Source organism: Acetobacteroides hydrogenigenes (assembly GCF_004340205.1).
In the GTDB taxonomy this organism is placed as follows: Bacteria; Bacteroidota; Bacteroidia; order Bacteroidales; family ZOR0009; genus Acetobacteroides; species Acetobacteroides hydrogenigenes.
On record NZ_SLWB01000004.1, the window covers coordinates 38,939 to 62,571 of the forward strand.

22 protein-coding genes are annotated in these 23,633 nt (G+C 45.4%); 15 read left to right on the forward strand and 7 right to left on the reverse strand.

Translation table 11 applies throughout. The annotated features are described in order from the left end of the window. Positions 1–28 precede the first annotated feature (28 nt). Positions 29–1,552 carry an SUMF1/EgtB/PvdO family nonheme iron enzyme gene (locus tag CLV25_RS05550; RefSeq protein WP_131838647.1) on the reverse strand — a complete coding sequence of 508 codons (1,524 nt, stop codon included), beginning with the start codon at positions 1,550–1,552 and terminating at the stop codon, positions 29–31. Between the two features lie 351 nt (positions 1,553–1,903). Between CLV25_RS05550 and ispF the strand changes: the two genes are divergently transcribed. The 7 genes from ispF (at position 1,904) to CLV25_RS05585 (ending at position 7,805) form a co-directional block, all read left to right on the forward strand. Continuing rightward, positions 1,904–2,380: a 2-C-methyl-D-erythritol 2,4-cyclodiphosphate synthase gene (ispF, locus tag CLV25_RS05555; protein ID WP_131838648.1), complete on the forward strand. Its 477-nt coding sequence runs from the start codon at positions 1,904–1,906 to the stop codon at positions 2,378–2,380. Positions 2,381–2,408: 28 nt separating this feature from the next. Beyond that, complete coding sequence (locus tag CLV25_RS05560; protein ID WP_131838649.1) at positions 2,409–2,741, forward strand: thioredoxin family protein; 333 nt, start codon at positions 2,409–2,411, stop codon at positions 2,739–2,741. 186 nt (positions 2,742–2,927) lie between these two features. Further along, positions 2,928–4,034, forward strand: coding sequence for a type IX secretion system outer membrane channel protein PorV (porV, locus tag CLV25_RS05565; RefSeq protein WP_262709460.1), 1,107 nt, complete (start codon positions 2,928–2,930; stop codon positions 4,032–4,034). A 212-nt stretch (positions 4,035–4,246) separates the two neighbouring features. Next, a complete protein-coding gene (gene porV, locus CLV25_RS05570; RefSeq protein ID WP_131838651.1) occupies positions 4,247–5,434 on the forward strand; it encodes a type IX secretion system outer membrane channel protein PorV in 1,188 nt (395 codons plus the stop codon). A 430-nt stretch (positions 5,435–5,864) separates the two neighbouring features. Further along, positions 5,865–6,455: a LemA family protein gene (locus tag CLV25_RS05575; protein ID WP_131838652.1), complete on the forward strand. Its 591-nt coding sequence runs from the start codon at positions 5,865–5,867 to the stop codon at positions 6,453–6,455. A 56-nt stretch (positions 6,456–6,511) separates the two neighbouring features. After that, a complete protein-coding gene (locus CLV25_RS05580; protein ID WP_131838653.1) occupies positions 6,512–6,961 on the forward strand; it encodes a TPM domain-containing protein in 450 nt (149 codons plus the stop codon). A gap of 19 nt (positions 6,962–6,980) precedes the next feature. Continuing rightward, a complete protein-coding gene (locus tag CLV25_RS05585; RefSeq protein WP_131838654.1) occupies positions 6,981–7,805 on the forward strand; it encodes a TPM domain-containing protein in 825 nt (274 codons plus the stop codon). Positions 7,806–8,212: 407 nt separating this feature from the next. Here CLV25_RS05585 and CLV25_RS05590 read toward each other — a convergent pair whose 3' ends face one another. The 5 genes from CLV25_RS05590 to CLV25_RS05610 form a co-directional block, all read right to left on the reverse strand. Next, complete coding sequence (locus CLV25_RS05590; protein ID WP_131838655.1) at positions 8,213–8,986, reverse strand: zinc ribbon domain-containing protein; 774 nt, start codon at positions 8,984–8,986, stop codon at positions 8,213–8,215. Between the two features lie 2 nt (positions 8,987–8,988). After that, positions 8,989–10,089 (reverse strand): Nif3-like dinuclear metal center hexameric protein, encoded by a 1,101-nt coding sequence (locus CLV25_RS05595; protein WP_131838656.1) that lies wholly within the window; start codon positions 10,087–10,089, stop codon positions 8,989–8,991. An 80-nt stretch (positions 10,090–10,169) separates the two neighbouring features. After that, positions 10,170–10,508, reverse strand: a complete 339-nt coding sequence (locus CLV25_RS05600; RefSeq protein ID WP_131838657.1) for a MerR family transcriptional regulator — start codon at positions 10,506–10,508, stop codon at positions 10,170–10,172. A gap of 10 nt (positions 10,509–10,518) precedes the next feature. Next, entirely contained in the window at positions 10,519–11,490 is a 972-nt protein-coding gene (locus CLV25_RS05605; RefSeq protein ID WP_131838658.1) for a M23 family metallopeptidase, read from the reverse strand. Next, positions 11,487–12,491: a M23 family metallopeptidase gene (locus CLV25_RS05610; RefSeq protein WP_131838659.1), complete on the reverse strand. Its 1,005-nt coding sequence runs from the start codon at positions 12,489–12,491 to the stop codon at positions 11,487–11,489. Before CLV25_RS05610 ends, CLV25_RS05605 begins: the two co-directional genes overlap by 4 nt. Before the next feature lie 239 nt (positions 12,492–12,730). Here CLV25_RS05610 and alaS point away from each other — a divergent pair, with 239 nt between their 5' ends. The 8 genes from alaS (at position 12,731) to CLV25_RS05645 (ending at position 23,002) form a co-directional block, all read left to right on the forward strand. Beyond that, positions 12,731–15,349 carry an alanine--tRNA ligase gene (gene alaS / locus CLV25_RS05615; protein ID WP_131838660.1) on the forward strand — a complete coding sequence of 873 codons (2,619 nt, stop codon included), beginning with the start codon at positions 12,731–12,733 and terminating at the stop codon, positions 15,347–15,349. A 386-nt stretch (positions 15,350–15,735) separates the two neighbouring features. Continuing rightward, positions 15,736–16,023: a hypothetical protein gene (locus CLV25_RS15915; protein WP_165876997.1), complete on the forward strand. Its 288-nt coding sequence runs from the start codon at positions 15,736–15,738 to the stop codon at positions 16,021–16,023. Positions 16,024–16,028: 5 nt separating this feature from the next. Then, positions 16,029–16,694: an SDR family oxidoreductase gene (locus CLV25_RS05620; RefSeq protein WP_165876998.1), complete on the forward strand. Its 666-nt coding sequence runs from the start codon at positions 16,029–16,031 to the stop codon at positions 16,692–16,694. A 6-nt stretch (positions 16,695–16,700) separates the two neighbouring features. Then, positions 16,701–17,642, forward strand: a complete 942-nt coding sequence (locus CLV25_RS05625) for a DMT family transporter (RefSeq protein WP_131838662.1) — start codon at positions 16,701–16,703, stop codon at positions 17,640–17,642. 164 nt (positions 17,643–17,806) lie between these two features. Beyond that, positions 17,807–18,178, forward strand: a complete 372-nt coding sequence (locus CLV25_RS05630; RefSeq protein WP_131838663.1) for a BlaI/MecI/CopY family transcriptional regulator — start codon at positions 17,807–17,809, stop codon at positions 18,176–18,178. Next, positions 18,175–20,085 carry a TonB family protein gene (locus tag CLV25_RS05635; RefSeq protein ID WP_131838664.1) on the forward strand — a complete coding sequence of 637 codons (1,911 nt, stop codon included), beginning with the start codon at positions 18,175–18,177 and terminating at the stop codon, positions 20,083–20,085. The genes CLV25_RS05630 and CLV25_RS05635 overlap by 4 nt, the downstream gene beginning before the upstream one ends. 156 nt (positions 20,086–20,241) lie before the next feature. Beyond that, positions 20,242–21,549 (forward strand): tetratricopeptide repeat protein, encoded by a 1,308-nt coding sequence (locus CLV25_RS05640; RefSeq protein WP_131838665.1) that lies wholly within the window; start codon positions 20,242–20,244, stop codon positions 21,547–21,549. A 25-nt stretch (positions 21,550–21,574) separates the two neighbouring features. Further along, positions 21,575–23,002 carry a tetratricopeptide repeat protein gene (locus tag CLV25_RS05645; protein ID WP_131838666.1) on the forward strand — a complete coding sequence of 476 codons (1,428 nt, stop codon included), beginning with the start codon at positions 21,575–21,577 and terminating at the stop codon, positions 23,000–23,002. A 29-nt stretch (positions 23,003–23,031) separates the two neighbouring features. On the opposite strand, the gene CLV25_RS05650 is transcribed toward CLV25_RS05645, so the two are convergent. Further along, complete coding sequence (locus CLV25_RS05650; protein WP_131838667.1) at positions 23,032–23,520, reverse strand: DUF2062 domain-containing protein; 489 nt, start codon at positions 23,518–23,520, stop codon at positions 23,032–23,034. Between the last annotated feature and the right edge of the window lie 113 nt (positions 23,521–23,633).

Consider the following 23,633-nt stretch of genomic DNA (forward strand, 5'->3'; position numbering starts at 1 on the left):
TGAGGCTTTCTTTATGTTATTAAGGTTCTTACTTTTTCTTCTTCTTGGTATTTGCAGGAATTCGGTCACCTAAACTTTCCATAGCACAGCGAAAGCCTATATCGTCTCGTGCTTCGTTTTCATCTAGGAATCGGCGAGTTCCTGGAACTAACCAGTAAGCTCTATCCCTCCAAGAGCCACCTTTATAGACCCTCGATTTATCGCTAACAAGAGAGGCCATACCATCGTTAGGACGTGTTGTTGCTTTATTATTTCCCTGATAGTACATCTTATGAGTTGTACTAAGGCTGTCCGAACTATTCTCCATCGAGTAACCTAAGATCGTTCCTAGATCACCATCTTTAATGTTACGGTTATCCCCTTTCCTATAGTTATACCTCTTTACCGACTTAACAGTATCTATAACAAGGTGCTTCAAAGAGTCAACCATTACACTACCATCTTCCTTTTTCCTGTATTCTGTAAAGACGTTTCCACGGAAAGGACGGAAGTCTTCAACATCCTCAAATGTAAGCGGACGATAAACATCGAGTACCCATTCGTTTACGTTTCCTGCCATATCGTAAAGTCCGAAATCATTTGGCCAGAACGAACGAACAGGGGCTGGTTTAGAAAAACCATCATTAGCGCTTCCTGCAGTTCCTTTGTAGTCACCACTTCCTCTCCTCATGTTGGCGGCAAAAATACCTCGATCTTTGGGATCTGAATTACGCAAGCTGTGCCCATTCCATGGGTATGCCTTACGCTCTACCACACGCTCATCGTAGGTGTTTCCGATAAGAGCCAAAGCAGCATACTCCCACTCCGCTTCAGTAGGAAGCCTATATTGAGGAAGGATGATTCCATCTTCAAGAGTAACTCTACGAGTCCCGTTTTTGCCATCCTTTGAGTTGCTCAAACTTGGCAGATTCTTCTTAACTTTCCCTTCATATTGCCCTGCAAGATATGCATCAGTATTAAACTGAGATGCGGGATCATAATCAAGGACACCATACTCTATAAGACGAAGCTCGTTAACACGGTCTGTTCTCCAAGTACAGTAGTCGTTTGCCTGACGCCAAGACACACCTACAACTGGATAGTCATTAAACTGAGGAAGACGCAGATAGTTCTTCATCAATGGATCGTTGAAGGCCAACTCTCGACGCCACACGTTAGTATCAGGAAGCGCCTTACGGTATACCTGAATAAAGTTTGGATATGCTTTACGCAACCAAAATAGATATTCTCTATAATCCACATTAGTAACTTCGGTCTCATCCATGTAGAAGTTGTCCACAGTTACTCGTCGAGGAACGTTATTCCAATCGTAAAAGATATCCTGTTGGGTTTGCCCCATCGTAAATGTTCCACCTTCTACAAATACCAAATTGGGTCCAAGATCTTGCTCTTGGGCATCTTTAACTTCAAAGCCCCCCATCTTGGGATCATTGTAAGCCCAACCGGTTGTTGGTGAACTTCCTTTCCTTGCTGTATTACTATTCCCCCCACATCCAACAAGCATAAGCGCTGAGATGGCCAACAATGGAAATACCGTACTGTTAATCTTCATAGTAAAATCCTTTGGTCTACGTTATCCCTTCTTTTTAACCTTCCAAATATAAAAATTAATACCCTAACAAGATAGGAGAGCCATGATAATTTTATGAAAAATAAAAAAAAAGCATTTGACCGCCAGCTAAACCGCCTTTCTTAACATTAAGGATTTTCTAAAAGCAGTAAAAACATTACATACTTACCTTACATTGAAGAGCAGCTGCGATTCCTTGCCAAAAATATCAGAATAAATAGCTTTCCCCCTTTACTAAACCAGGCTTTAGCCTAAATAAAATAGACTACCTTTGAAAAAAGCAACGTTCGAAAGAAACAGTAAAATATCTAACCTTACAACAAACAACAGGCCATGAACATACGAGTTGGTAATGGATATGATGTACATAAACTTGCTCCAGGATTAGAACTTTGGCTAGGAGGTATTAAGATTGAACATGAAAAAGGCTCCGTAGCCCATTCCGATGGAGATGTTCTAATTCATGCCATTTGCGATGCAATACTAGGTGCTGCAGGTCTTCGCGACATTGGCGTCCATTTTCCCGACACCTCTCCAGAATTTAAAGGCATAGACAGTAAAATACTCTTGGATAGAACTGTCAGTCTTATCGCTGAAAAGGGTTACGGGATCGGTAATGTTGATTGCGTATTGTGTTTGCAACGCCCAAAAATCAAAAACTACATTCCCCAAATGATTGAAACGCTTTCAAAAGTAATGAAGGTTGATGCAAGCCAAGTAAATGTAAAAGCAACAACAACCGAAAAACTTGGTTTTGTTGGCAGGGAAGAAGGTATTGAAGCTTATGCTGTTGTAATCCTATCGAAGTAAAGAAACCTAAAAACTATACGAAACTAAAATGGTTGAAATAGAGTCTCTAGAAGAATTTGAGAAAGCCATAAGAGAAAATGTTGCTGTTTTAGCCTATTTCAGCAGTAACGATTGTGGCGTTTGCCATGTGCTAAGACCCAAAATTGTAGAACTAATTCAAAATGCTTTTCCAAACATACAGTTACTCCATATAAATATGAACAAAGTCCCCAATATACATGGACAATACCGAATTTTTACAGCGCCAACTATCATTGTCTTTTTTGAAGGAAACATGGCCTTTACCAAAAGCAGAAATATCAGCATCCCAACACTAGAAAAAGAAATCGAAAGACCATATAAGCTACGTTTTGACAGTTAACCTAAAAACACCGTAATGCTTATTCAGTGATCTAAAACAAAACAAACTTATTATACAACGCATTACAGGATTCTGAATTTCACGTTGCGCTCAATCTTACACATCCCTGTAGTCTATGTTTTATTTTGAAATTAATTTAGCTTAAATTTACCACCTATTAATCTTACAAAGAAAATAATGTGTAATATGTTTCGGCCATTTCTTCTACTCGGTTCTTTACTAGTTCTCTCTTCGAACTTATTCGGGCAAGATAGTCAAATAAATATGGGTGCTCCTTTCCTAACAATCACCCCCGATGCCAGATCGGCTGGCTATGGAGATCAAGGTGTCGCATCAAGCCCCGACAATAGCTCACAATACTGGAATCCAGCAAAATATTCTTTTTCAAATAGTAAATATGGAGGATCGTATTCCTTTACTCCATGGCTGAATAATATTGCAGACGACATTAACCTACACTTTCTATCTGGGTTTTACAGGTTTGACGATAAGCAAACTGTTAGTGCTTCGTTACGATACTTTTCGTTAGGCAACATTTCCTTTAGGGATGATTTCGGCAACGTAACCTCCGACTTTAAGCCTAATGAGTTTGCTATAGACTTAGCCTATTCAAGAAAACTGACAGAATCTTTTTCTGCAGCGATAGCATTCCGCTACTTACGCTCAGATCTGATGGGAAGCAACGCCATCCCCGATCTAAACGTAGAAACCAAAGCAGCATCAGCATTTGCGGCAGACATTGCCCTCTACTATCAAAAAAGGGCTGATAAAAATGAATATGCTCTTGGAGTTAACATCTCGAATATTGGCCCCAAAATTTCCTATAGCGATGTAGGCGAAAAGTCTTTTATACCTACCAACCTAAGAATTGGAGCACGCTACACTCGAACCATTGGAGAAAAAAGCAAGATTTCGGGATTGCTCGAAACCTCAAAGCTACTTGTGCCATCTCCAAACATTGAGAACGGAATAGACAAGAATGCCGACAAAGGCGTAATTGATGGTATTTTCTCTTCATTTGGCGATGCTAAAGGCGGATTCAGCGAAGAACTTAAAGAGTTCGTTTATTCAATTGGTGCTGAATACAGCTACGCAAACATTTTTGCGCTCCGTACAGGCTACTTTCACGAAGCAGAAACCAAAGGAAATAGAAAGTTTTACACATTTGGAGTTGGAATCAACTACAAAGCCTTTACCGTTGACGCTTCATACCTCATACCTTCTAGTGGGGGAAGAAATAACCCGCTTGACAATACTTTCAGATTTTCAATAGGAGTTCAAATCCCAAGATAGCATGCAGGATATAACCTCTCTGCTAGAGGTTATATTATCGCACATATAGCAAAAAAGCAGGAGACGTCTAATTTCTGACACCTCCTGCTTTTTCGTTGTATACCAAAAATATAAACGTCACATACACCAAATCCTTCCCAGAAATAAGAAAAAACGTAATTAGTAATTGGAATAAAAAACTATTTTTAGGGCTTATAAATATGGATTAAGGGATGCTAAGGAAATTTGCTGTTGGAGTGTGTGTAATGGGGGGAATTTTATTTACAAGTTCGGTATTTGCTCAGTCGGATGTTATTGATCAAGAGTTCAATCCCATTAGGGTTGCCGCGCCATTTTTAACTATAACACCTGATTCTAGAGCAGCTGGATATGGGGATCAAGGCGTGGCTAGTAGCCCTGATAACAATTCACAATATTGGAATCCTGCAAAGTACATCTTTGCAGAAGCCAAGGGAGGGTTCTCCTTTACGTATACCCCATGGCTAAAAAACATCATTAATGGTGTTAGCTTAAGCAATATTGCGGGATACTACAGAATAGATGAGAGCCAATCTATAAGCGCATCTCTAAGGTACTTTTCTCTTGGAGAAGTTGAGTTTACAGACAACACAAATACCCTTCAAAAGCAGTTTAAGCCAAACGAATTTGCATTCGATGGTGCTTACTCTCGTCGACTAAACGATATGCTTTCATCTGCAATAAGCTTTAGATACATAAGTTCAAACCTCACGGGAGGCTATACTCAAGATGCCGTAGAAACTAAAAAGGCCAGTTCTTTTGCTGCTGACATTTCTCTTTACTACAGCCAAGCCCTTGGAAGGTATAACGATGGGGATGTAGCCTTTGGATTATCGATTTCGAATATAGGTTCAAAAGTGGCGTATAGCAACAACGAAAATGCAAAATCATTCCTGCCAACAACCTTACGAATAGGAGGTCGATACACAGCAACGGCAAGCCGAATACATAGAATATCAGGACTTGTTGAAGTCGCAAAACTTCTTGTCCCCACTCCTAAGTACGATGAACAAGGAACCAACATAAACGGAGATAAAGATGTGCTAGGAGGTATTTTCAGCTCATTCTCCGATATGCCCGGCGGTTTTTCCTTTTCGTTAGGCGCCGAATACTCCTTTAACAACCTCCTTAGCATAAGAGCCGGATCGTTCAGCGAATCAAAAAGCAAGGGAGATAGAAAGTTCTTCACTGTTGGAGGCGGATTGAAATACAACTTGTTTATACTGGACGTATCCTATTTAATACCTACATCTAATAATGGTACGAGCAATCCTCTTGCAAACACGTTTAGAATAAGTATAGGTACGGAGCTTGGTCAAGACAAGTACAGCAGAAATTCTCGCAGCAGAGGAAGAGTCAGAGGAGGCCGATGGCATAGGTAAATACTTCAATTACATATTAAAGCCCGACAATACTGTTGGGCTTTATTTTTTTGCAGGATGAATACAACCTTGTACACTGCCAAAATGTCGCAAAACTTGACAAAAAGTAGCACAAAATTTCTTTACTACCAGAACTCGTTCAACCCAAAAAACTCAATCAAATTCAAAAGACTTTAGGTCAGAGATGGCATCAGAAATGCCATCTCTATCACGAGATCTTAACGTGTCCATATGTACTACACCATTTATACGCAGCATAAAACAACCCGAGAAGCAATGGTGGGGTAACACAAACATCACTAAAGAAGAAGCAGCAACTCATAGAACGAGGGATTGGCTCAAAATAATTTAATGACAAATCCCCGTAACATAGAAATGTTGCATACATTTTGCTTATCTTTTCGCTGTTAACGCAAATAAAACGACAAAAATGAAAAAGACTTGGATAGTATTAGCTGCAGTTGCAGTTTTTGTTCTTATCATGTTTTTATGGTTTAAAAACTCGTACAACAAGCTTGTTGTTATGGACGAGAATGTAAAGGGGAAATGGTCGCAAGTGGAGGCCCAGTATCAGAGAAGAGCAGACCTCATCCCTAACCTGGTAAACACCGTTAAAGGGTATGCCGATTTCGAAAAATCGACCTTAACTCAGGTTATGGAGGCTCGTGCAGGTGCAACAAAGGTAACCGTTAGCCCAGAGAAACTCGATGCGAAGAGCATCCAAGAGTTCCAAGCCGCACAGAACCAAGTTTCGTCAGCATTAGGAAGGTTGCTAGCTGTTGCCGAGAACTACCCAAATCTAAAGGCTAACCAAAACTTCCTCGATCTACAATCACAGCTCGAAGGTACCGAAAACAGAATCACGGTTGCCCGCAACGACTTTAACAACGAGGTAAAAACCTACAACCAAACCATCCGCAAATTTCCTCAAATGATATTTGCTTCGATGTTTGGATTCGAGAAAGCCGCCTACTTCGAAGCTGACAAAGGTGCCGAAAAAGCACCCGAAGTTAAGTTCTAAAACATAACAACCCGAGCAACCCTACCATGTTAGGGTTGCTTTTCAACTATTTTACGATGAAAAGCCAGCTGCTATTCAGCGAAAAAGATCAAGAGGCCATTGTTAACGCCATTAAGGAAGCAGAGCTAAACACCTCTGGTGAAATTCGGGTTCATATAGAAGCACACTGCAAGGAAAAAAACGTGCTCGATAGAGCTGCAAACGTATTTGCTGAGCTTGGAATGCACCAAACAGATCTCCGAAACGGAGTGCTCTTCTACCTTGCCACTGCCGATCGCAAGTTTGCCATTATTGGCGATGCAGGAATCAACAAAAGAGTTCCTACTAATTTTTGGGAGTGCATTAAAAATACGATGGCGAACAAGTTTAAGGAAGGGCTATTTACCGAAGGCCTTACGGAAGGCTTACTCCTAGCGGGAGAACAGCTAAAGAAGCACTTCCCTAGAGCAACCGACGATGTTAACGAGCTTTCCGATGAAATTTCCTTTGGCGATTCAAAGGAATAGCCACCCAAATTTAAACAACATGAAACTACTATACACGCTGCTATTCGTTTTGGCATCTGCGCTTGCATCGTTTGGGCAAAATCTACCCGAAAGGCCAAATCCGCCCCAAATGGTAAACGACTTTGCCAACTTGCTCACCCCTCAAGAACAGCAGCAGCTGGAAACGAAGCTCAGAGCATACAACGACTCAACTTCTACTCAAATAGCCATTGTAACCGTGCCCACACTGGATGGTTACGACATCAGCGAGTACGCGTTTGCGCTAGGACGCAAGTGGGGAATCGGGCAAAAAGGCAAGAATAACGGCCTCTTAATCCTTATTAAACCTAGAGTTGGCAGCGAAAAAGGGAAAGTCTTTATCGCTACCGGCTACGGAATGGAAGGTGCCATTCCCGATGCCCGAAGCAATAGGCTTACCGATGAGGTACTGATTCCTGCTTTTAGAAGAAATCAGTACTACCAGGGATTGGATGAGGCCACAACCGCCATCATTCAGATGGCCAAGGGCGAGTATAAGGCCGATAGGAAAGGCGCGGGAAAAGAAGTATCGCCGCTGTCATCCGTACTCGTATTCATTATAATAGCGATAGTGTTTGGCATTGTTGCTGCGGCTAGTCGAGCCCGAAGAAATGCAAGCTCGGTTTACACCTCTGCAGGACACCATACTAGCAGCCTTCCTTGGTGGCTTCTTCTAATGGGCATGGGCAGTAGTTTCGGAGGAGGACATCGTAGTTCGGGCGGATGGAGCGACTTTAGCGGAGGCGGAGGCTTTGGCGGAGGAAGCGACTTCGGCGGCTTTGGCGGCGGAGACTTCGGCGGCGGCGGCGCTGGTGGAGACTGGTAGCAAACGCTAATCGCACAAGTAAATTTACAGACCGAAAATACACGTCCGCTGCTAACGGAAATCCATTACAACGATGAAATGGATTTCCGCTGGCAGCGGATTGTTATTTCAACGATGGAATAAGCTTCCGCTATCAGCGGAATGGCATTTCAACGAAGAAACGAGCTTCCGCCAGCTGCGGAATGGCATTACAACGATGAAACGGACTTCCGCCACTAGCGGAATGGCATTTCATCGTTGTAACAGGTTTCCGCCACCAGCGGATTTCTATTTCATCGTTGTAACAAATATTTGTCCGGCACATACAGGAGCCCAAAGCACTTCATCCTAAAAATCATAGCGATTGCTTCCCAAAAACAAAGGCTGCCCTATTGGAGCAGCCCTTTGTATGTATGCTTTGAATTGAGCTATTCGATTTCCTCGCCCGATAGGGAAGTATCTACAAGAATACGCCCGCAGTACTCGCAAACAATAACCTTTTTGCTGAGCTTAATGTCGAGTTGGCGCTGTGGTGGAATACGGTTGAAGCAACCACCACAAGCATCGCGTTTAACGGTTGCAACAGCCAACCCGTTACGAGCATTCGAACGAATACGCTTGTATGCGTAAAGAAGACGAGGCTCTATAAGATGCTGAAGCTGCTCCGAACGCTCACGAAGGTCATTTTCCTCCTTTTGGGTTTCAGATGTAATTTCATCGAGTTCGCGACGCTTATTTTCCAAATCAATAGCGCGCTCCTGCATGTGAGTTTTGGCATCCTCAATAAGACGACGCTTATCCTTCACCTGCATAGTAAATTCACGAATACGCTTTTCGGCAAGCTCTATTTCGAGCGTTTGAAATTCAATTTCCTTTGCTAAGGATTCGAACTCGCGGTTGTTACGAACGTTGTTTTGCTGCTCGCTGTACTTTGCGATTAATCCTTTTGAGGTTTCAATGTCTGATTTTTTCTTGGCAATCTGACTTTCAAGGTTCAAAATTTCGGTTTCGAGGTTTCTAACACGAGTATCTAAACCTTCGATTTCATCTTCGAGGTCTTGAACTTCAAGAGGAAGTTCGCCTCTAAGTGTTATGATTTTGTCAATTTCAGAATCTACAACCTGAAGCTCATAAAGCGTTCTGAGTCTTTCCTCTACCGAAAGCTCGTTAGCATCTTGGGCTTTGCTTTTTTCTGTTGCCATATTCAGCGATATAAGTAATTTACTGGGTTATCAACTTGTTCGGTCTTGTAAACCGCGAAATTAGCTATTTTTTCTCTAATAAAATCATAAAAAATACCAATAGCAAATTGCTCTGTTTCAAAATGACCAGCATCAACGAGCAGAAGCTTTTCCTGATAGTCGAGAAAGGCGTGGTACTTCACATCACCTGTTACAAGAACATCTGCACCTTTGGCAACAGCTACACCAGCCAACGAGGCCCCGCTTCCACCGCATACGGCCACTTTTTTTACGTGCGACTTATTGGGATTAGAGTAGCGAAGCACCGAGCATCCTAGCTTTTCCTTAACCAGCTCCAGAAAGGCTGAAGCCGCAATAGGCTCTTCAAGCTCGCCAACCATTCCTATTCCGATCTTGTTGTAGTCGTTCTCTAGGGGAACAATGTCGTAGGCAACCTCCTCGTAGGGATGAGCATCTACCATTGCCCCAACAACGCCATTAACAAAGATTCGAGGACAAACTACCTCAACTCGAACTTCTGGTTCGAAGTGCAGTTCCCCTATTTTCCCTACGAACGGATTTGCCCCTTCGGATGCTCTAAACGACCCCTTCCCCTCAGAGTTAAAGCTACAGCAATCGTAGCTACCAATGCCTCCTGCTCCTGCAGCAAACATTGCATCGCGAACGTCCTGCGCTTGTTGTTGGGGGACAAAGGTTACGATCTTTACCAGCTGTCCCTTTAGCGGACTAAGCACCTGACGATTTTGAAGTCCCAAAATGTCGCATAGCTTATCGTTTATGCCTCTGGGAACGCTATCGAGGTTGGTGTGCGCCGCGTAAAGCGCAATGTTATGCTGAATAGCCTTGAGCACGATACGCTCAACCGTACTGCGCCCCGTTATGCTCTTAAGTCCTGAAAAAATAACCGGATGGTGCGAGATAATAAGGTTAGCCCCTAGTGCTATAGCTTCGTCTACCACCTTTTCGGTGACATCGAAGCAAAGAAGAATGCCAGACACCTCCATAGAAGGCGATCCAACGCTTAACCCCGAGTTGTCGTACCCCTCCTGATAGCCAACAGGGGCTAGCTGCTCTACAATTTTGGCAACATCTTTTACGGTCATCTAATAATGATATTAAAGAAGCAACAATACAACAAGGCATTCCTAACGTAAGGAGTGCACAAATCAATAAGCTGCTAATACTACGGAAGGCGGCTGCTAACCTCTAGCAGCATTTCCTTGATTTTTGTAAGACGATCGACCACTTCGAAGCTGCGATCTTCGCCCTCCTTGTTATCCTTAAGCCGTTTTTGAGCCCCTTCGAGGGTCATCCCTTTTTCCTTTACCAAATGGTAGATAAGCTTTAGGTTCTCAATATCCTTTACTGTAAAAAGCCTATTTCCCTTCTTATTCTTCTGAGGTTTAATAATAGGGAAATGCTTCTCCCAAAAACGAATAAGCGAAGGATTAACCCCTAGCATCTCGGATACTTCCCCGATGCTGTAGAACAGCTTCTCAACTTTTTTTTCCTTGTAAGGCATAGCGTATAATTTAGTCTAAACTCTGCCCACTCTGGCTTACCTTTTGGATAAGCTTGTGGTAATCGGAAGGACTAATATCGGCAAAAAAGAAATGCACTGGATTAACTGGACGATTATTTTTTAAAACTTCGTAGTGAAGATGAGGTGCAACGCTCATGCCGGAGCTGCCAACAGAGCCAATTGTCATCCCTTTTTTAACTCGCTGCCCATTTCGAACTCCTATTTTTCCTAAGTGCGCGTAAAAAGTGCTGTACCCGTTGGTATGGTTTATCAATACAGAATTTCCACTCGAACGACGGCTGTCGGTTTTCGCCACTACCCCATCGGCAGCCGCCAGAACTGGCGATCCTGCTGGTGCCGTAAAATCGACACCATTATGCGGCTTTAATGTTTTGTAAAAAGGGTGTATGCGAACCCCCATAGGTGCGGCAAGCTGGCGTATATCCTTCTGCTCAAGCGGAATTATAGAAGGAATAAGCCTAATGGAGTCACCTTTTGCTCTCGATATTACATCAATTCGCTTTAGAAGAGCTAGATTTATTGGTACCTGTTTTGCAGCGACCGATTCCAATACGGTCTGACTCTGCTCTATCAGCTCGTTATTATTCTTGCTTTCTATTTCCTCTATCCTTAAGGCATAGTTTCCCCCGGCCAAGAATACGCTATCCTTGTAGGGTTCAGCCTCAAAGATCACCCGATAGATATTTTGGTCGCGAGTTTGCAAATCGCCAACAACCTCCTGCAACCTATCAAAACGCTTGTCGAGTTCGCGATACTGCTTGGCGAGCAGCTTATTTTCGTGCTTTAGCTTCTTCTCTACTGGCGTATCAAAGAAAAACGAGTAGATAGTATAGTAGATGGTAGATATTACTGCTGCCGTAATTAGAATCGCCGCAGCACGAATAATCCGCTTCTTGAGCGTTGGCCCCACCTTTTGGTAGCTCAACGACTCGGGGTTGAATAGGTATTTGTGCTTGCTCATCTTCTTCTTCTCTTTTTCGATTTAGAAAGATCCGTCCCTTTACTCTTCGTTTGAGGAGCATTGTCGATTATGCTTTCATACTCGTCCAACTCCATGTCACGGCTCAAGTAGTTTACAGGATTTACAGGTCGCCCACGCACAATAACCTCATAGTGGAGGTGCGATCCTGTAGACTTTCCGGTGCTTCCCATCAGTCCAATTTTCTCGCCACGCTTTACCCTTTGACCAGGTACAACCAATACTTTTGTGAGGTGTGCATAGCGCGTATGGTATCCAAATCCGTGGCTGATAAGTATCTGATTGCCGTAACCTCTAAACGAATATTCGGTTAAATCAACAACCCCATCACCGGTAGCGTATATTGGGGTGCCCTGCGGACCAGAGATGTCGATTCCTTCGTGGTAGGCCCATCTACGGTATACAGGGTCAATACGGCCACCGAAGTTTTCCATCAACCTAAGCCTTCCCTTAAGCGCAACCGGGTTGATGGCCGGTACGCAAAGCATCATTTTTTCCTTGCTCTTGGCCAGCACGGCAACCTGATCGAACGATTTGGACTGTAGGTAAACCTTGCGGGTGAGCATATCCAATTTTTCGGATGCCCCTATAAGGATGTCGGAGTTTTCGTAACCAGAAAGTTTTTCGTACTTCTCCGAAGAGGCAGAACCGGCCTCTCGAACCTGTTCGGGAATTATGTCCAACTCAAAGATGGAGCGGTAAACGGTATTATCGCGCTCCTGCAAATCAGTTAGAATTCGGTCTGTTTCATCGAACCGCTTATTGAGCAACTCGTACTTAACCCGAAGTTCAGCGTTCTGACGGCGTAGGTTGTGCGACTTAGGCGTATCAAAGAAAAGCCCATATATCACCATAAAAACCGAAGCAATGGCAAATCCCACCAGAAAAGTAACGAGACCTTTGGCAAAACGAGTTTTTAAAGGAATGGCTACGATATCGAATGTAAGCGTTTCGGGATTGAATCGATATTGTATTTTGGCCATTACACCTTGGTTTGATTTGTGAACAAATTGGTTGGATGGGCGACAAATCTAACGGAAATAAACTAATTTTACAACCTCGTATTTAGTCCATCGGCCGCGAGTGTGCCGTGTTTAAAGCACCATACATCCAGCAGTCTGCTGCTGATTTTGTAGCTACTACACGAAACGGTATCTTGCAGGAATCTGAGGACATTTCTGCTTTTCGAAATTAAGTAAAATTGAAATAAAGTCGGTTCTGTATGAATTCGAATGAGATTAGGAAAACATTCTTTGATTTCTTCCGCTCGAAGCAGCACGAGATTGTGCCTTCGGCTCCCATGGTCGTAAAAAACGACCCTACGCTGATGTTTACCAACGCTGGTATGAACCAGTTTAAGGACATCTTTTTGGGCAACCAACCCGCCAAGTTTCCCCGTGTTGCCGACTCGCAGAAGTGCCTGCGCGTATCGGGTAAGCACAACGACCTCGAAGAGGTAGGCCACGATACCTACCACCACACCATGTTCGAGATGCTGGGCAACTGGTCGTTTGGTGACTACTTTAAGGAGGAAGCCATCGCTTGGGCTTGGGAGCTGCTAACCGACGTGTACAAGCTACCTAAGGATCGTCTCTACGCCTCGTACTTTGGCGGTAGCAAGGACGATAATATGGAGGCCGACCTAGAGGCTTTCGAAATATGGAAGAAGTACCTTCCGGAAGCACAAATCCTACCCGGTTCTAAGAAGGACAACTTCTGGGAAATGGGCGAAACTGGTCCATGCGGCCCTTGTTCTGAAATTCATATCGATCTACGAGATGACGACGAGCGTGCTAAAGTAGCAGGTCGTGATCTTGTTAATAAGGATAATCCTCTTGTAATTGAAATATGGAATAACGTATTCATGCAGTTCAACCGCAAGGCAAACGGCGACCTAGAGCTGCTACCTGCCAAGCACGTTGACACCGGCATGGGATTCGAGCGCCTCTGCATGGCCCTACAAGGCAAGAAGAGCAACTACGATACCGACGTATTCCAACCAATGATTACGAAGCTTGCCGAAATGTCGGGTAAGAAGTACGGTGAGAACAAGGAGGCCGATATCGCCATGCGCGTTATTGCCGACCACCTTCGTGCCATCGCCTTCTCGATTGCAGACGGTCAGCTGCCATCGAACGTTAAGGCAGGATACGTTATTCGCCGAATCCTTCGCCGTGCCGTTCGCTACGGGTACACGTTCCTTGGCTTCAACGAGCCATTCATCAACAAGCTTATTCCAACTCTTGTTGGACAGATGGGCGAGCAGTTCCCTGAGCTTAAATCGCAACAGGTGCTCATCGAAAAGGTGATTACCGAAGAGGAGGCTGCATTCCTTCGCACCCTCGAAACGGGCATTCGTCACCTAGATTCGATCATCGAAAAAGCAAAAGCCGAAGGAAAGAACGAAATCGACGGTAAAACCGCCTTCGTACTTAACGACACCTTTGGTTTCCCATACGACCTTACCGAACTGATTGCCCGCGAAAAGGGATTCACCGTTGATAAGGTGGGTTTTGAAAAAGAACTAGAGGAGCAAAAGAACCGTTCGCGCAACGCAGCAGCCGTTGAAACCGACGACTGGGTGGAGCTACGCAAGTTCGACACCGAAGAGTTTATCGGTTACGACCATAGCAGCGCCGATGTGGTAATTGCCCGCTACCGTGCCGTTAAGAGCAAGAATAAAACTCAGTACCAGCTGGTGTTCGACCGCACCCCATTCTACGGCGAGAGCGGTGGACAGGTGGGCGACTCGGGCTACATCGAGTCGGAAAGCGAGCGAATCAACATCATCGACACCGTTAAGGAGAATAACCTTATCGTACATATCACCGATAAGCTTCCACAGGATGCATCGGCCAATTTCCATGCGGTAGTAAACGAGGAGGCTCGCACAGCCACCGCCAACAACCACTCGGCAACCCACCTACTCCACTTTGCGCTTCGTCAGGTGCTAGGCACACACGTTGAGCAAAAGGGATCGTTGGTTCGCCCTGATGGATTACGCTTCGACTTTGCCCACTTCCAGAAGGTAACCGACGAGGAGATTAAGCAGGTTGAGCGCATCGTAAACGAGCTTATCCGCAAGAATACCCCGCTAAACGAACGTCGCGAAGCCCCAATCGAAGAGGCTCAAAAGATGGGCGCCATGGCGCTATTCGGCGAGAAGTATGGCGATAAGGTTCGCGTTATCCAGTTTGGCGAGTCGGTTGAGCTTTGCGGTGGAACCCACGTACCAGCAACCGGTCAAATTGGAATCATCAAGATAACCTCCGAAAGCGCCATTGCAGCAGGTGTTCGCCGTATTGAGGCGGTTACCGCAAAGGGTGCAGAGGAGCTAATCTACGGTCAGGAAGAATCATTAAAAGAGGTAAAAGCACTGCTCAACAACCCAGCCAACCTATCAGCAGGACTAAAGAAGCTGATCGATGAGGCGGCAGAGCTCCGCAAAACCATCGATGCGCTGATGCGCGAAAAGGTGGTGGCGCTAAAGGGCGAACTGAAGGCTAAGATTACCGAGGTAAACGGCGTTAAAGTGCTTGCCGAAGAGGTTGCCCTTAGTCCAGATGCCATTAAGGACCTTGCCTTCCAGCTAAAGGGCGAGCATGCCGATCTGCTTATAGTAATAGGTGCAGTGAACGACGGCAAGCCAAGCCTTACCGTTGCAGCCGGCGATGCCCTTATCAAGGATAAGGGGGTAAATGCCGGACAGATTATCCGCGAGGCTGCCAAAGAGATCCAAGGTGGCGGCGGCGGTCAGCCATTCTTTGCCCAAGCCGGCGGAAAGAACGCCCAGGGCATAGCAAAGGCCATTGCTAAAGCCGTAGAGCTAGGAACGAAATAATTGTTAGACGTTAGAAACAACGTTATTGTAGGGGCGAAAAATTTTTCGCCCCTACAATAATAAAATCCCGCCCCCAGTGATGGAGGCGGGATTTTTTGTACCCATTTGTTCCCGTTGGGGCGAATAATTATTCGCCCCTACATCGTTCGCCACCACAACGTCCGCCCCAACATTTTATGCATTCCCAAAATATTCAGAATCGAATTTCGCCATTATGCATACATAAAAGGTAGCTGCAAACCTGCGGCAAGCCATTATGCATACATAAAGGGTCGCTGCAAACCTGCGGCAAGCCATTATGCATGCATAAAGGGTCGCTGCAAACCTGCGGCAGGCAATTATGCATACATATTTGGCTGCTGCAACTCTGCGGCAATAAATTATGTATGCATAATACGCTTTTGCAATGCATCAGCAAGCCAATCCCTATAGGGAATGGGCTGCTGCAGCTCTGCGGCAAGCAAATCCTCATAGGGATTGGGTCGCTGCAAGTCTGCGGCAGGCAAATCCTCATAGGGATTGGGTCGCTGCAAGTCTGCGGCAGGCAAATCCTCATAGGGATTGGGTCGCTGCAGCGCTGCGGCAGGAAAATCCCCATAGGTATTGGCCAAACCCCGAAGGTGCAGCACGGAATATCGCCGATTCTTGCTATACTTGCACCGCCATCATCCTAGAAAGCATGAAGAAAAAAGCGCTAGTGGTAGGCGCAGGCTCCGATATGGGGCGCTGCATCATCAATCGGCTCGGCAGCGAGTACGATATCTGCTATACCTACCGATCGAAAAGGGACAACCTACCCGAAGGAACCTCATTCCAGCTAGATATTACCAACATTGAAGCGATCGAAGCGGTTTTCGCGCAGATCGGAGCGCTGGACCTAATCGTAACCGCCTCGTTCCCGTACATCAACACCAGCCTCGACTCGCTGGATGATTATACCATGATGGAGCGCTACCTGCGCGGCTACGTGGCCATCTTCACGCTGGCCAAGAAGCACCTCAACAAGGGCGGGCTGCTGGTGAACCTGCTGGGGCAGAGCGCCGACTTCGGACTACCCTCGGCGCCGCACTACGGCGCCAGCTTCGCCTACATCGACAATTTGGCCAAGAGCTACAACGCCCGCTACGGCCGTCAGGGGCTGATGAACGTGTTCAACCTGCAGCTGGGCCCGGTGGAAACCGCCCTCTGGGCAGGGGTGAGCGCCGACGAGCGCAAGTATTTCGAGGATCGAGTACAAGCGTTTATCGATCCTAAAGAGGTAGCCGAGCTTATCTACAACGTTGCCCGAATGAAGATGATCCCCACCAAGCTGGTGCTCGACGGCTACTTTAGCCTACCCATATAAAAAGCCATGAGCAATAGAAAAGGGGCCACGCTGCTCTTCATCGGATGCCTTTTGATGGGCTCCATGGGCACCTTCGCCAACTTCGTGCAGGGCACCCATCCGCTAAACATCCTGCTGATGCGCTACGGCTTTGCCCTTGCCGGGCTGCTGGTTATTCTGCTGATGCAATTCATCATTTCAACGGATAAGGCCAAGCAGTACGTTAGCCTCAACTGGAGCGCCGCAAAGGCATCGCCCAAGGTGTACCTGCTCACGGGGCTGGTGTCGGCGCTGGTGATGGCCACCTACGTCATGGGTACGCTCCTCTTCTCGGTAGGCCTAAGCGTGGTGATGCTCTACACCGCCACCATCTACCTGCCGTTCACCGAAAAGATTATACGCCGATACTTCATCCCCAACCTTAAGCGGTCGACCTTTGGAAGTCGGTACTACCTCTCATCGGCCATCAACCTGCTAGGGCTACTGCTTATTGTAGGCGCAAGCCTTTCGGACACCAAGCTGAGCATCCTCGGGCTGATTTCGGCGCTATCGTCCGGCTTCCTCTTCAGCATCCTGATGGTGCAGGTTAGGGCCATGAAGGGCTGCGGCATCGATGCCGAGCACACGCTCGTAAGCGGGGCGCTAGTCGGCTTTACGCTATTTCTGCCCGCAGCGTTTATGCTCCCCATATCGTTCACCACCTACAACATCTTCGCCGCAAGCGGGCTTGGCGTGCTGGCAACCGCCATTGGCGGCATCTTCTACTTTAAGGGATTTAGCGCTGTGCGCCCCGACCTAGCCCCGCTCCTCGCCTACTTCGAGCCCATCTTTGGGTCGATGCTGGCGCTCATCTTCCTTGGCGAACGCTACAGCCTACTGGCAGTAGCCGGGGTTATTCTGATTATAGGCACCAGCTTTGCCTACACCTACCTTACCCGAAGCGAGAACAGCCCACAAGGCGAACGCTAAAGCATAAGCAGCAAGCTTCCGCACGCCCATTATCTACCCATTTCGGGTAGCCGAGCCCTCTTTTTTCATAAAAAAACTACCACCACCGTAAGATTACTATAAAAATAGTTGCAATTACTATTTTTATAGTATAGATTTGTCTTATCGTAAAATTTGAATCAACAATGGAAAAGCTAACACGACAAGAAGAAAAGGTAATGCAAGCGGTTTGGAAAACGGGCGAAGGCGCCATTAAGGACATCCTCGAAAACTACCCCGACAAGAAGAAGCCGCACTACAATACCCTTGCTACCGTGATTAAAATTTTAGAGCCCAAAGGCTACGTTGGCCATAAAACCTTTGGTAACGTAAACGTATACTTCCCGCTGGTAAAGCAGGAGGAGTACACCGCCCAGTTCCTTTCGGGATTTGTAAACAACTACTTCGGCAACTCGTACAAGAACGTGGTATCGTTTTTTGCCCGTAATGAAAAGCTCAGCGAAGAGGACTTAAAGGATATCCTGGAAATGATCCAGAAAAATAAGGAAAAGCCATGACAACCGAATTCCTAATCTACCTAGCCAAGGTTGCGCTCAGCATCCTGCTGCTGATGGGGCTCTTTAAGCTAGCCCTTGCCGCCGACCGATCGTTTGCCCGCAACCGCTTCTACCTAATGGGAGCCATCCTCTGGAGCATCGCCATACCGCTGCTTACCATGCAGCACGGCGAAACAGCAGAAGGAATGATGCCCGCCATCGTCATAACACCAACCTATACCATTAACCTGCCCGAGCTGGTAGTCACCGCGCAAGGAGCGGATGCGCAAGGTAGCGCTTGGGGAGATCCCACTACCATTATCCTCACCATCTACCTTACAGGTGTTGCCATCTTTCTTTTGCGGATGATGGGGTCGTATGCCCGCGTGCTCTACATCATCGCCACTTCCAAGAATTATACTATCGATAGCTATACTATAAAGGTGACCCGTGCGGCCATCGCCCCTTTTGCCTTCTTCGGATGGATTGTCTTTCCCGAGAAGCTCATCGACCACCGCGACCTTACCAAGATGCTGCTCCACGAGCGCGTGCATAGCCGGCAGCTGCACTCCATCGACCTCCTCTTGGGCGAGTTTTTCGCGGTGTTCCAGTGGTTTAACCCGGCATCATGGATGCTCAAGAAGCTCATCACCGAGAACCATGAATACACGGCCGATCGTGCAGTGATCGATCTTGGGGTGAGCAGCTACGAGTACCAAGCATCGCTGGTGAATGCGACTGTAGGGCGCGAGGTTGTTCCGGTAAGCCACTTCAGCCTAATCCTTATTAAAAAACGCATTAAGATGATGAACAAGACCAGTAATTCAATTTGGCTACGAGCAAAAGGAATACTCGTTCCAGTAGCATTCGTATCGGCGCTCGTGCTAACGTCGTTTACCGTGGAAATGGGAGTTGATAAGATCTCTAAAGATAACGCAACTTCAACTTCGACCGATGCATCTACCAGTTTTACTCAATTAGCAAGTGAAGCAGCACTTCAGGATGATAAGATCTACAATACTGCTGAAGTGATGCCCACCTTTAAAGGTAAAGAAGCAACCCTAGGCTTCCGAGAGTACATTGTTAAGAACCTTAAATATCCTGAGGTTGCTCTTAAAAACGGTATCCAAGGAAACGTCTATGTACAATTTGTTGTAGAAAAAGATGGTTCTGTTTCCAAAGTAAAGATTCTTAAAGGAGTTGACCCCTCGCTGGATAAGGAGGCCATACGAGTAGTATCTCAAGCAACTGGATGGAAAGCAGGTGAAATAAAAGGGAAGCCTGTACGAGTTTCTTTCACATTCCCTATTAGGTATATGCTCTCCGATGGGGCAAAAGTCTCAAAAAAAGGTAAAGGTGAAGAAGAGGTTTTCTTTGTTGCCGAAGACATGCCCACCTTCAATGGGAAAGAAGCCAGCTTAGGCTTTAGGGAGTACGTAGGTGCAAACTTAAAATACCCAGAAGAGGCTGCAAAAAAAGGAATTCAAGGAACCGTATACGTACAGTTCATTGTGGAAGCATCAGGCGAAGTCTCTAACGTAAAAGTACTCCGAGGCACGGATCCTTCTCTTGACCAAGAAGCCATCCGAATCGTTAAGAATTCGCCCCGATGGACTCCTGGTAAGCAAAGAGGGGAAAACGTACGAGTATCATTTACCTTCCCTATTAAGTTTAAACTCGATGGGGCTTCCGAAACTACAAAAACCAGCGAAGACTTCTCAAAGGTTCTCAAGATCGTCAACGGGAAAGAGTACACAGGAGATCTGAACAAGATTGAAATAGTTGATCAAATTACCGTTCTAAAAGGAGAAAAAGCCATTGCAAAGTATGGCGAGAAAGGTAAGAATGGGGTTGTCGAAATAACAGTCGTAGAAGGCACCTCTGAATCAAAGGTTCTAAATGGTGTGAACATTATTGGGGAAAAGTAGGTATAGCTAATCATCCCCATAAACAAGACTAAATCATTCATTTTAAATATACACTTAATTAGGTTTCCCGAGTCAGCATTTACTTAAAGCACCGCCGAAAACCACTTCGGTGGTGCTTTCAATACTTAACCTGTATTTAACTAAATAACTTTTCCTATGAGAAATCTAGCATTAGTCACAGTAGCCTTTCTATTTATAGCTACATCAACTTACGCCCAAACAGGTAATACGCGCTACGGAACAACTCCAGAACAGCAAAACGAATGCCTAAGAAATCTTAGCATTTACATAGATTCCTTCAAAGAAGGAATCTATAAAGAGTCATATAAGTTTTGGAAAGCAGCGCACAAGGTTTGTCCCCTAAACGCTAGAGAAAGTCTATACCAAAATGGAGTAAAAATATACACCTATTTCTACGGGAATGCCACATCCGAAAAAGACAAACGAGCATACCTAGATACCATCATGAATCTCTACGATCTTCGGATCAAACATTTCCCCAATAGCGAGAATGCCCTTCAAGACAAGGTAAATGCCTTTCTAAAGTTTTTCCCTGATGAACAAGAAAAATCACTCGCTTTAGTAGACAGCCTTTTTACCAAAAAAGGAAATAGTATTGACGGAGCATACGTGATCATCAAGATGCACCTCCTAAATAATCTACATAAAAATGGGAAAGTCGCCGAAAACCTCATCCTAGATTTTTATGCCAATGCCAACCAACTTTTCGAACAAAGAGCATCATCAAATAACGAATCAGACAAAAAACATAGAGAAAATCTAGATGCCATGTTTGTTCAAAGTGGCATTGCCAATTGCAATAATCTAACCAGCATATACGAGCCTCGCTTAGGTCAAAACACTAATGACATAGACCTAATAAAAAAAGTCATTTCGTTGTTTAAAGCCTTCTCTTGTAACACGTCTCCACTATACGAAAGAGCCATGAAAGAACTCCTAATACTTGAACCAACTTCATCCAATATGCTTGCTATTGCCAACTTCTACTCTCAAAATGGCAGACTCAATGAAGCAGTACCTCATTTCTTAAAGGCTGTAGATGCTGAAAAAAATGACAGTACAAAATCGAGAATATTGTTAGAAATAGCTTCTTTAAGTTTCAAAAACGGAGAAAAAGTTCAAGCTCGTGATTATGCAAAAAAGGCAATTACAGTTGATGAATCAAATGGATATGCCTATCAGCTATTAGCTATAATATATGCGAATGAACGTTTTGGAAGCGATGAAGTTTTAAAACGTGCTCCCCTTATGCTTGCTGTAGACTATTTAAAAAAAGCAAAAGCAAAAAGCCCTGAAATTTCAGAAACCGCCGATAAACTTATTGAAAGTTATTCTGCCAATTTCCCAACAAAGCAAGATCTTTTTACCTACGCCTACGAATCTGGACAAGTTATCACAGTTGGTGGATGGATCAATGAAAAAACATCCATTAAAAGCAGATAGAGAATACTAATTCAATAATTATCAGATGAAAAAAATCGTAATCATAGCCTTTTTGCTGATTACCGCTACTACCCTCTTTGCCCAGCGCGAGGAGTACAACCACGCCATTATAAACGACGACCGAGAGGCTATAATCAGGTTTGGCGAACAGCTGCTGTCAACCGGACAACCATCTAAAGAGGTATACCGTCGCTTGGCGCTTGCCTACAAGGACAAGAACAGCTACAGCAAAAGCATCGACTACCTCAACCTGGCCTACCTACTCGACTCCAACGACGTAAAAACATCGTTGGCCCTAGGCGAGGCCTACCTGAACTATGGTGACGAAGATAAGGCGATGCTCTCCTTCATGAAGGTGCTAGACCTTGACAGCACCAACACCCAAGCGCTAAGCATTATGCTCAAGATTCACCTGAGCAACAACAATAAGCCAAGTGCTATACAAACAGCTATCAAGCTATGCGATATTGACAGCACCAATGCGGCGTACTTTCGTAACCTAGGTCGCCTATACGAAACCTCTGGAGGAGTTAAGTATGCCCTACACTGCTACCTCAAAGCCGTAGAGCTTAACCCAACCCACTTGGGGAACATCATCCTGCTGAGCAATGCTCAGATTATGAATAACCAACTTGACAGCGCTATCCGAACCGTAAAAGGCGGACTAGCTATTGCCGGGAATCTTACGTCAAGATCGGCACTACTGCTACGCCGCAATCTGGCCAACGCCTACTACCGTAAGAAGGAGTACGACTCGTGCCTTGCCCAAATAAGTACATTAAAGGCTGATGGCGATACGCTGGAAGCCTACAACTACAAGCTTGGAGGCTTTGCCAGCTTCAAAAAGGGTTTCTTTCTCGATGCCTCGGAAGACCTACAGGTTGTATACAACAAGAGCGAGGTTGGAGACAGCCTTAGCTTCGACATCCCTTTTTACCTAGGCAAGGCCTACTACGAGATAAACGACACTAAAAATGCCAACAAATACTTTTCGAAAGTAATTAAGAATCTACAGCCCAACTACACCCAACTCTACAATGGGCACATGGCCTACGCTAAATCCCTTAGCCAAGGAAAGAGCTACAATTTAGCCATAGAGAATTTCAACAAGGCCAAGGAGTACGACCTCGAAAGTCCCGACCCCTACACCGAAATTGCCAACATCTATGAGCGTTCTTTTAAGGATTACAAGAAGGGAATAGAAGAGTTAACGAAATATCTGAATCTTGCCGAGAAGATGCGGTCTACAAATGGCTCCATTTCCTCCGAAATGGAAAGCAGCAGCAAATACATTAAGAAGCGAATCGAACGGAGTACCGAATCCTTCTTCTTTCAAAGCGGAGCCGACGGACAAAAGAAGGTTATCTTCGAAAAAAGGAACAATAAGGGCGAGGTAATCGAACGAAAAGAGATGTCGCTGGATGAGTTCAAAAAGCAACGAAGCGTAAAATAACCATTTGAAGGGAGCCAACGGCTCCTTTCTTACTTTCGAAGCCTCAGCAGCAGCGACGTAGCCAGTCCAAAGGTAGAAGCCACCACAACGGCAAGCGCAATGCTGCCCACCACGTACTGAAACAGCGCCGCCTGAAGCACATCGAGCCCAATGTTGGAAAGGGTAAACGCAATGGGCTTGCTCACGAATACGCCTCCAAAAATCACGCTGAAGTAAAGGATAAAGGGCGTCATGGGCGGTACGCTAAAGTAGCTTGCGGCAATAACCAGCGGCTTGTTCAACCTAAGTACAAAAGCAGCCGCAACCGCAACAATGGTCTGGAATCCCCACAGGGGAACTATCGAAATGAATATCCCCACGGCCACCGAAACGCTCTTGGTAAGATCGCTCTCGTTCGGATCGACAATAAGATTCTTGAACTTTACAAGGTGCTGCTTTAGCCTCTCTCTTCTCGATGTCTTTAAAGACTCCCCGCTAGGCCCATTCGGATCGTTAGGTGTTACAATGTTGCTGCTCATCCAACCGCTACTATTTTAATGGCAAAAGTAGCAAAAAAGAGCCCCCTAATGATGAGGTTAAGGTTAACTTTCATATATCGAGAGGTAAAACGAACAAAGCTACTGCTACCAAG